1 protein-coding gene is annotated in these 1,129 nt (G+C 56.8%); it reads right to left on the bottom strand.

The window, feature by feature from the left end:
* Positions 1 to 271: 271 nt before the first annotated feature.
* Positions 272 to 1,129: DMT family transporter (locus tag A1351_RS07040; RefSeq protein ID WP_064032612.1), on the bottom strand; the 858-nt coding region annotated here is incomplete at its 5' end.

Genomic DNA, 1,129 nt, shown 5'->3' with positions numbered 1-1,129 from the left:
TCCGACATGCGGCGATCACGATCGCCGGCGTCGAACTCATGCATCGCATCAGGAAGGGTCAATTCGCACTGGGCAAATTCAAAGCCGCAGGCGGAACTGCGCCCGAAATCTGGAGCGCAGTGCTGGCTGCCTGACCCTCAGGAAATACCAGTCCCCTTCGCGCAGCCGTCCGTGATATTTGCACCGCAACCTGCGCAGCACGGTAGGCAGCTCGAAGAAATCGGTTGGTGAAACACTGATACGAGAATCTATTGCGGTAATGGTCATCGTATTACTCCTTCTTTCTTGGGGCTGAAATAACCAGCGCCAAGCCGCTCGCGACGATCGCAGCGCTGGAAAAATCGAGAATGCGTAACGGCGTCTTGAGCACGAGAGCGGATAGAACGACGCCGAAAAATGGATTGAGGAGGTGGTAGGACGACGCCATGGCGGCGCCGGTCAGTCTTATGAGCAGTAGCCACAGTCCCATGCCGCCGATCGTCACCACGATCACGAGATAGAGAATGGCCGCAGCACTCTCGGTCGTCGGCGCGATCAAAGGTCTTCCAAAGAAATAGGCGATAGGCAACAGGACAACCGCGCCGGTCACGGACTGCCAGAGATTCAACTGATTGATCGGATAGTGCTGTGCTCGCGCGTGGAACAGTACCGTCGCCAATGAGAACGAGGCAGTTCCCAAAATGGCGAGAGCAATGCCCGTGAGACTCGCGATCTCCCCGAAATCGACGCCGGTGGCGAGGAGTACGCCCGTAAATCCGAGCGCTATGCCCGCCGCCTGTCGAAGCGACATCGCTTCGCTCTCGAAAAGGGAAGACAGCAGCAGAGTGAAAAATGGTGCGCAGCTGACGATGACGACGACTAGAACGGGCGAGATATAGTTCAGCGAATAGAACGTCAGACCAAGATATGCGCAGTTGTTCAACAGGCCGAGCAGAACGCCTGTCTCGACAGCGTTCCTATTCGGCTTCGGTCGCGTGGCGACGACGAGCACGCCGAGAAGGAGCGACGCGATCGTGAAGCGGACGACCAGCACCGTGAAAGGATCGTAATCGCGGAGAGCTATCTTTCCGGCTACGAAAGCTGAACTCCAAATTGCGCTGAAGGCGAGCACTAGAACAGAGAGAGAATT

It is taken from the genome of Methylosinus sp. R-45379 (assembly GCF_001644125.1).
In the GTDB taxonomy this organism is placed as follows: Bacteria; Pseudomonadota; Alphaproteobacteria; order Rhizobiales; family Beijerinckiaceae; genus Methylosinus.
The sequence above is the reverse complement of the archived record's forward strand: the minus strand, read 5'-3'. Positions and strand labels throughout refer to the sequence as shown.